This is a genomic window from Streptomyces sp. NPDC050549 (genome assembly GCF_040655035.1).
In the GTDB taxonomy this organism is placed as follows: Bacteria; Actinomycetota; Actinomycetes; order Streptomycetales; family Streptomycetaceae; genus Streptomyces.
In genome coordinates this window covers 291,327-298,163 of the sequence record NZ_JBFAJD010000007.1, presented here as the reverse complement: position 1 = coordinate 298,163, position 6,837 = coordinate 291,327, and the positions used below count along the sequence as shown (strand labels likewise).

Here is a 6,837-nt window from a genome sequence, read left to right as displayed (position 1 = left end):
TCTGGAAAGCGCCGGCCGCCTCGGCGGGAGTCGCGTCGGCCGCGGTCCCGGCCTCGTGGCCGTTGACGTACAGCCGCGCCTTTCCGGTCTCGGGGCCGCCGTGCCCAGGCCCTCGTTGACGTACGACAGGAACTGGCGCGGTGTCGGGGCGTCGGTGACGACCTCGTCCGGCAGTGAGATGCCGTACTCCTGCTCTATGCGTCCGGAGACCTCCAGCATTGCGAGGGAGTCGTAGCCGAGGTCGGTGAAGGTGAGGTCCAGGACGTCGCTGTCCAGGTTCACCCCCTCCGCCTCGCCGGCGCACTCGCGCAGCAGCGCGGTCAGCTGCTCAAGGGATATCTCTGCCATGGGACACCTCTCCAAGGTCGAAGTGCTTCGGGGTGGTTCGGATGCTGCACAGGTCGGCGGGCAGGCTGCGCCGAGGCCGTCAGCCGTGTTGGGCGGGGGTGCTCTGGCCCTCCCCGGTCACCACCGTCGCGGCGTTGAACCCGCCGTGGCCGCGGGCGAGTACGAGGGCGGCGCGCACCCGGCCGGGACGTGGGGCGGTGACCAGGTCGACGGGACAGTCCTCGGCGGGCCGCTCCACATGCACCGTCGGTGGGATCAGTCCCTCGTGGACCGACAGCAGCGCCGCCGCCAGGTCCAGGGCCGCTCCGCCCGCCAGCAGTCGGCCGGTCATCGTCTTCGGGACGGTCACCGGAACGCCCCGCGGCCCGAAGACGCGGGACAGCGCGTCGGCCTCCTGCCGGTCGAGGTCCCGCACCCCGGCGCCGTCGGCGAACACCACGTCGATGTCGCCGGGGCCGAGCCCGGCGTCGTCCAGGGCGAGTTCGACCGCGCGGCGCAGTCCGGGCTCGCCGTCCGCGTCCGGAGCCGGGTCGAACGTGGTGGCGTACCCGGCGAGTTCGCCGTACACCCGGGCGCCTCGCGCACTGGCCGCCGCGGCGTCCTCCAGGATCAGGATCGCCCCGCCTTCACCGGCCACATGCCCGCGGGCGGCACCGGCGAACGGGAGGTACGCGTGCTCCGGTTCGTCGGCGGTGCTCATCCGGCCGCTCGCCAGGTGCCCCATCCAGCCCCAGGGACACACGGCCCCGTCCACTCCGCCCGTCACCATCAGCAGGCTGCCCCTGCGCAGTTGGCGGCGGGCCTGGGCCACCACGTCGAGACCACCCGCCTGCTCGGTGACCAGAACTCCGCTGGGCCCGCGCAGACCGTTGCGGATGGAGATCTGGCCGGTGTTGACGGCGTAGAACCAGGCGAACGACTGATAGGCGCTGACGAACTGACCGCCCTTGCTCCACAGCGCCTGCAGCTCCCGCTGGCCGAACTCGAACCCGCCGGCCGACGCCGCTGTGACCACGCCGGCGGCGAACTCCGGCAGTTGGCCCGGGTCCACCTCGGCGTCGGCCAGCGCCTCGTCGGCGGCGGTCAGGGCGAGCCGGGTCATGTGGTCGGTCTGCGGCAGCAGCCTGTTGGGGAGGTGCTGCTCGGGCTCGTAGCGGGGCACCTCGCCGGCGAGCGTCGCCGCATAGCCCGAGGCGTCGAAGCGGGACACCGGGCGGATACCGTGCTCACCCGCCAGCGTGGCCCGCCACCATGCGGCGGTGCCCAGCCCGTTGGGCGCCGTGACACCGATGCCGGTGAAGACGGGGGCCGCAGGGCTGCTCATACGGTCCTCCGATCCGGCCGGGTGAGCACCATGGCGCTCTGGAATCCGCCGAAACCGCTGCCGGTCGTGAGGACCGTGTCGACCCGCGCCTCACGCGCCGTCAGGGGCGTGTAGTCCAGGTCGCACTCCGGATCCGGCTCGTGCAGGTTCGCGGTCGGGGGGATCACGCCGTGCTCGATGGCCAGGGCGCAGGCGGCGATCTCCAGGGCACCGATGGCGCCCAGCGAATGACCGATCATCGACTTCACGGAGCTGATCGGAACGTCGTGCGCGTGCTCGCCCAGGCTGCGCTTGAACGCGGCGGTCTCGTGCCGGTCGTTCTGCTTGGTGCCCGAGCCGTGGGCGTTGACGTAGCCGATGTCGGTGGGGGTGGTCCGGGCGTCGTCGAGGGCGGCGCGGATCGCCTCCGCCATCTCGGCGCCGTCCGCGCGCAGCCCCGTCATGTGATATGCGTTGCTGCGCGAGGCGAACCCGGCTATCTCGGCGTACACATGGGCCCCGCGGGCCCGGGCCTGCCCGAGCTCCTCCAGGACGAACACGGCCGCGCCCTCGCCCAGTACGAATCCGTTGCGGGTCCGGTCGAAGGGGCGCGAGGCATGGGCCGCGTCGTCGTTGCGCGGTGTGGTCGCCTTGATCGCGTCGAAGCAGGCGACGGAGATGGGTGAGATGGGAGCGTCCGTGGCCCCGGCCACCATGACGTCCGCGCTGCCCTCCCTGATGATCTCCACCGCGTGCCCCACCGAGTCGAGCCCGGAGGTGCAGCCGGTGGAGACCAGGGCGGTGGGGCCCTGCGCGTCGACCGCCCAGGCCACCTCCCTGGCGAAGGAACTCGGCACGAAGTAGTCGAACAGGTGGGGAACGGCGTAGGAGTGGTCGACCAGCCAGCCGGTACCCCCGTTGCTGACCACCGCGTATTCCTTGTCCAGGCCCATGGTGGCACCGACGGCGCTGCCGATCGTGACGCCGGTGCGGTGCGGGTCCCGCTGGGCGGGCTCCAGTCCGCTGTCCGCCACCGCCTCGCGGGCGGCAACGACGGCGAACTGCGCGGCGCGGTCCATGCGCCGGATCTCCTGGGGTCGCAGGCCGGAGGCGACCGGGTCGAAGTCGACCTCGGCGGCCACCCGGGAGCGGAACGAGGACGCGTCGAACAGCGAGATGGCGCGGGTGGCCGTGCGCCCCTCGGTCATCAGTGACCAGAACGGCTTGGTCCCGCCGCTCCCGCCGGGGGCGACGACCCCGATTCCGGTGACTGCCACACGCCTGCTCATCGGGGGCCGCCCACCCCTCCCGCCGCACGGCGGGTCTCCGGACGGGAGTGGCGGGAGCGCTGTGTGTGCACGGTACGTCCTCTCTGCTGGGTCGTTCCTGCGACCTCGGCGCCCCTACCGCCGGCGCCCTGCTGTCACCCGACCATGAGCCGGTGCCCTCAAACCCCGCTCGACCCGCGGCGGAGTCCGGCCCGCGCGGCTCACTCGTCCACGAGTGCCACCGCGCGGGCCCAGCCGGCACCCGCGTTCCTGATCTTCACGGGGAAGCAGCAGACCTGGAAGCCGGTCGGCCCCGGCAGGTCCTCCAGATGGGCCAGCCGCTCGATCTGGCAGTACTCGGTGCGCCGTCCGGCGAAGTGCGCCGGCCACAGGACGGAGGTGTCGCCGCTCTCCTGATAGCGGCGGATCATGTCGGTGAAGGGCGCGTCGAGACTCCAGGCGTCGGTACCGATGACCCGGACGCCGAGGTCCAGCAGGAACTCGGTGGCGGGCCCGTCGAGGCCGGCGAACTCGGTGAAGTAGCTGAGGGTTCCGGCGTGCCGCGCGGCGCCGGTGCGCAGCAGCACTATGTCCAGCGGCTCGGGCTCGCGGCCGACGCGGTCGAGTTCGGCCTTGATCCGGTCGCAGCCGATCACGCCCGTGCCTACGTCGGAGACGTCGAGGAGCATGCCCGGCCGCAGGAACCACTCCAGCGGCATCCGGTCGATGTGCCGGGGGATCCCGTACGTCGCCTTCGAGCCGTAGTGCGAGGGCGCGTCGACGTGGGTGCCGGTGTGGCTGGTCAGGGTCAGCGTGTCCAGGGAGAGCAGTTCGCCGTCGGGCAGGTCGGTCGGGTCGAAGTCGAGCCCGAAGTGCTGTTTCATCTCCTCGCTCATGTGGCGGGCGCCCTCGGCGGGGGACATGATCTCGTGGCGGACGGGGTCGGGTTCCCACCCGTCGGCGTCGATCGGGGAGGACAGGTCGATGATGCGCACGGTGCTCTCCGGTCTGACAGAGGAGGGGCCCGCCCGGCGGGCGGACCATGTCGCCGTCACTGTGCGCCACCGGCCTCGAACCCGGATCGAGGCGGACGTGCTCTTTATTGAGCGGCGGTCGACCGTCGGAAGTGCGTAACCTAGTCAAGGTTGATTACTTGAGTGTCGAAGTACGACAACCGGGAGGGGAACCAGTCGATGTCGGCGATCCGGCTCCTCGTCCTGGGTGCCGTACGGCAGCACGGCCGCGCACACGGCTACCAGGTGCGGGGCGACCTCGAGTACTGGGGCGCCCACGAGTGGTCCAACGCCAAGCCCGGGTCCGTCTACCACGCTCTGAAGCAGATGGCCCGGCAGGGACTGCTGCACGCGCACGAGACCGCGGCGTCCACCGCGGGCGGCCCGCCGCGCACCGAGTACGAGATCACGCGGCGGGGCGCCGAGGAGTTCCTGTCCCTGCTGCGCGCCTCTTTGCGGGCGTACGACCGGCGGCCGGACGTCCTCACGGCCGCCCTCGGCTTCCTCGTCGAGCTGCCGCGCGAGGAGGCGGTCGGCCTGCTCAGGGAGCGGCTGCACGGTCTTGAGAAGTGGCACGCCACCGTCATGGCCCGCTACATGCCCGAGGAGGGTCCCGCCGTGCTGGGTCATATCGGCGAGGTGATGAACCTGTGGCTGTGCTCGGCGGAATCGGAGGCCGTGTGGTGCCGGGGCCTGATCGAGCGGATGGAGGGCGGTGCCTACACGTTCACCGGTGAGGGCGAGCCCTTCGTGGGCGTGCTCAGGGAGGGCCAGGAGAACCCGTACGCCACAGGGGAATGGCACCCGGAGGATGATCGATGACGGTAAGCGTTCCGGGAAATCGAAAGGCTCCCGTCACGGCCTCGACGTATTTTTCGATCCAGTCGTCCGAGAATCCCTTCGAGGTATCGGTTCCGCAAAATTGACCAATTTCTGGAAAATTCGCGCGGCCGCATGAATGCACTCGGTCCCACGTACCTGAATCTCGGTTCCTGTCGCATTGGGGGAAGTACATGATACGGGTATTGCTCGCCGATGATGAGCACCTGATACGGGGAGCCCTGAGGGCCCTGTTGAGTGCGGAGGTCGGACTCGGCGTCGTCGCGGACACCGGGAGAGGGAGCGCGGTGCTGCCCCTGTCGCTCGAACACCGTCCCGACGTCGCCGTACTGGACGTGATGCTGCCGGACATGACCGGCCTGGACGCGGCCGAACAACTGCGGGAACACCTCCCGTCCTGCCGGATCCTGCTGCTCACCAGCCTCGGCATGCCCGGTACGGTGCGGCAGGCGATGGAGCACCGGATCGAGGGCTATCTGCTGAAGGACGCCCCGCCCGGCGAGCTCGCCGACGCGATCCGCAAGGTGGCCGGCGGCCAGCGGGTCATCGCACCCGAACTGATGATGGCCGCCTGGGAGAGCCGCTCCAACCCGCTCACGCACCGGGAGACGGAGATCCTCCACTGGGCTTCCGAGGGGCGCAGCGTGCGGGACGTCGCCGACGCGGCGCGGTTGTCGCCCGGCACCGTCCGCAACCACCTGAGCAGCATCATCACGAAGCTCGGGGCACGCAGCCGTCTCGATGCGGTTCGCATCGCCCGGGAAGCGGGCTGGCTGCTGTGAGAGCCGTGGCGTGCCGGTCCACCGGGCACACCACGCTGAGCAGGAACCAGCCCTCGGGCGTCACGGCCGTCGTACATGATCCGCCGACGGTGTTCGCCCGGACGGAGAGATTGCTCAGTCCCCGCCGCCGCGAGGACACCGGGCGCTCCCGCGGCACGCCGTTGTTGGCCACGTCCAGGACCACGTAGCCGTTCTCGCGGCGCACCGAGATCCGGCAGTGCTCCGCCCTGCTGTGCCGCAGCAGGTTCGTCACCGCTTCCCGCAGCACCGACGCGAGCACGTTCTCGACCTCGACCGGCAGCCGGCACCGCTCCCGGCGGATCGTCACTTCCACACCCACCGCGGCCAACGCGGCGTGGACCTGCTCCAGCTCGTCGGAGAGCGACAGCGCCTGGATCCGGTGGGCCAGCGACCGGAGATCGGTCAGGGCGTCCCGGGTGAGTGCGATGGCGTCACGCAGCTCGGCGTGGGCGCGCTCGTCCCGCCCGTCCAGGCGCCGCACGGCAAGCTCGCCGCGCAGGGTGGCCATGGTGAGTCGGCTCGCCACCAGGTCGTGCAGGTCGCGCGCGATGCGCATCCGCTCCTGGTGGGTGGCGGCCCGCACCTCGATGTCTCGCGCACGGTCCATCCGCCGCAGCCGCCGGGCCATGCGCAGGAACGCCATCGCCCCGAGGGCCACGGCGCCGGTCGCCACGGCGACGGAGGCGGCCTGGTAGAGCGTCGGCCCGCCGTGCGGCAACGTCGGCCAGGTGGCCGTCCTGAGCACGGTGAACGCCGCGGTGAGGGCGGAACCGCCGATCATCGCGGCCGACCCGGCCGCGAATCCGGCCACGGCGGGCCACTCGACGCCCCAGGCCAGCACGGGCAGACAGGAAAGAGCCGCCTGCGCGGTCAGCCCGGTCCAGCACCAGCGCCGCCACACCTCTGCGGAGCTGTGCAGCGTGTGGAGGGCCTGCAGGGTCGTCGCCGGTGGCCGGAACGCGGCCCAGGCCACCAGCGCGGTGACCGGGGCAGTCGTGCCGAGCAGTGCGGACAGGCCGATCAGGACCACTCCGCACTGCAGTGCAGCGGTGACGAGTACCGCCTTCCATACGGCTGCGGATTCCGCGTCCAAGCCTTGCACAAGTCTCCCCGTCCATACGTCCATCACCGTTACGGACAATATTGAACGAGTTGTCAGTGCCGCGTACATACACCCCATGGCCAAATCCCGTGGTGACCCGGAGAGAGGGCTCACCGGGGATTTTGTCAGGCCGTGAAGGACGGGCAGTTTCCGGTGGCGG

7 protein-coding genes are annotated in these 6,837 nt (G+C 71.0%); 2 read left to right on the top strand and 5 right to left on the bottom strand.

Translation table 11 applies throughout. The features are described from left to right. From AB0I51_RS13990 to AB0I51_RS13975, 4 genes are all read right to left on the bottom strand, one after another. Positions 1-348: acyl carrier protein (locus AB0I51_RS13990; protein ID WP_362974674.1), on the bottom strand; the 348-nt coding region annotated here is incomplete at its 3' end. 79 nt (positions 349-427) lie between these two features. Continuing rightward, positions 428-1,672: a ketosynthase chain-length factor gene (locus AB0I51_RS13985; RefSeq protein ID WP_362974672.1), complete on the bottom strand. Its 1,245-nt coding sequence runs from the start codon at positions 1,670-1,672 to the stop codon at positions 428-430. Continuing rightward, positions 1,669-2,940 carry a beta-ketoacyl-[acyl-carrier-protein] synthase family protein gene (locus AB0I51_RS13980; RefSeq protein ID WP_362974670.1) on the bottom strand — a complete coding sequence of 424 codons (1,272 nt, stop codon included), beginning with the start codon at positions 2,938-2,940 and terminating at the stop codon, positions 1,669-1,671. Before AB0I51_RS13980 ends, AB0I51_RS13985 begins: the two co-directional genes overlap by 4 nt. 200 nt (positions 2,941-3,140) lie before the next feature. Further along, positions 3,141-3,914 (bottom strand): cyclase family protein, encoded by a 774-nt coding sequence (locus tag AB0I51_RS13975; RefSeq protein ID WP_362974668.1) that lies wholly within the window; start codon positions 3,912-3,914, stop codon positions 3,141-3,143. A gap of 198 nt (positions 3,915-4,112) precedes the next feature. Here AB0I51_RS13975 and AB0I51_RS13970 point away from each other — a divergent pair, with 198 nt between their 5' ends. Further along, positions 4,113-4,754, top strand: a complete 642-nt coding sequence (locus AB0I51_RS13970; protein WP_362974692.1) for a PadR family transcriptional regulator — start codon at positions 4,113-4,115, stop codon at positions 4,752-4,754. Between the two features lie 191 nt (positions 4,755-4,945). Further along, entirely contained in the window at positions 4,946-5,554 is a 609-nt protein-coding gene (locus tag AB0I51_RS13965; protein WP_362974666.1) for a response regulator transcription factor, read from the top strand. Here the strand turns inward: AB0I51_RS13965 and AB0I51_RS13960 are convergent. Continuing rightward, positions 5,484-6,668 carry a histidine kinase gene (locus AB0I51_RS13960; RefSeq protein WP_362974664.1) on the bottom strand — a complete coding sequence of 395 codons (1,185 nt, stop codon included), beginning with the start codon at positions 6,666-6,668 and terminating at the stop codon, positions 5,484-5,486. The two genes, AB0I51_RS13965 and AB0I51_RS13960, sit on opposite strands and share 71 nt — an antisense overlap. Positions 6,669-6,837: the final 169 nt, after the last annotated feature.

Coding starts and splice junctions, on each gene's coding strand:
- AB0I51_RS13985 (WP_362974672.1), bottom strand. CDS start 1,672: ATGAGCAGCCCTGCGGCCCCCGTCTTCACCGGCATCGGTGTCACGGCG.
- AB0I51_RS13965 (WP_362974666.1), top strand. CDS start 4,946: ATGATACGGGTATTGCTCGCCGATGATGAGCACCTGATACGGGGAGCC.
- AB0I51_RS13970 (WP_362974692.1), top strand. CDS start 4,113: ATGTCGGCGATCCGGCTCCTCGTCCTGGGTGCCGTACGGCAGCACGGC.
- AB0I51_RS13980 (WP_362974670.1), bottom strand. CDS start 2,940: ATGAGCAGGCGTGTGGCAGTCACCGGAATCGGGGTCGTCGCCCCCGGC.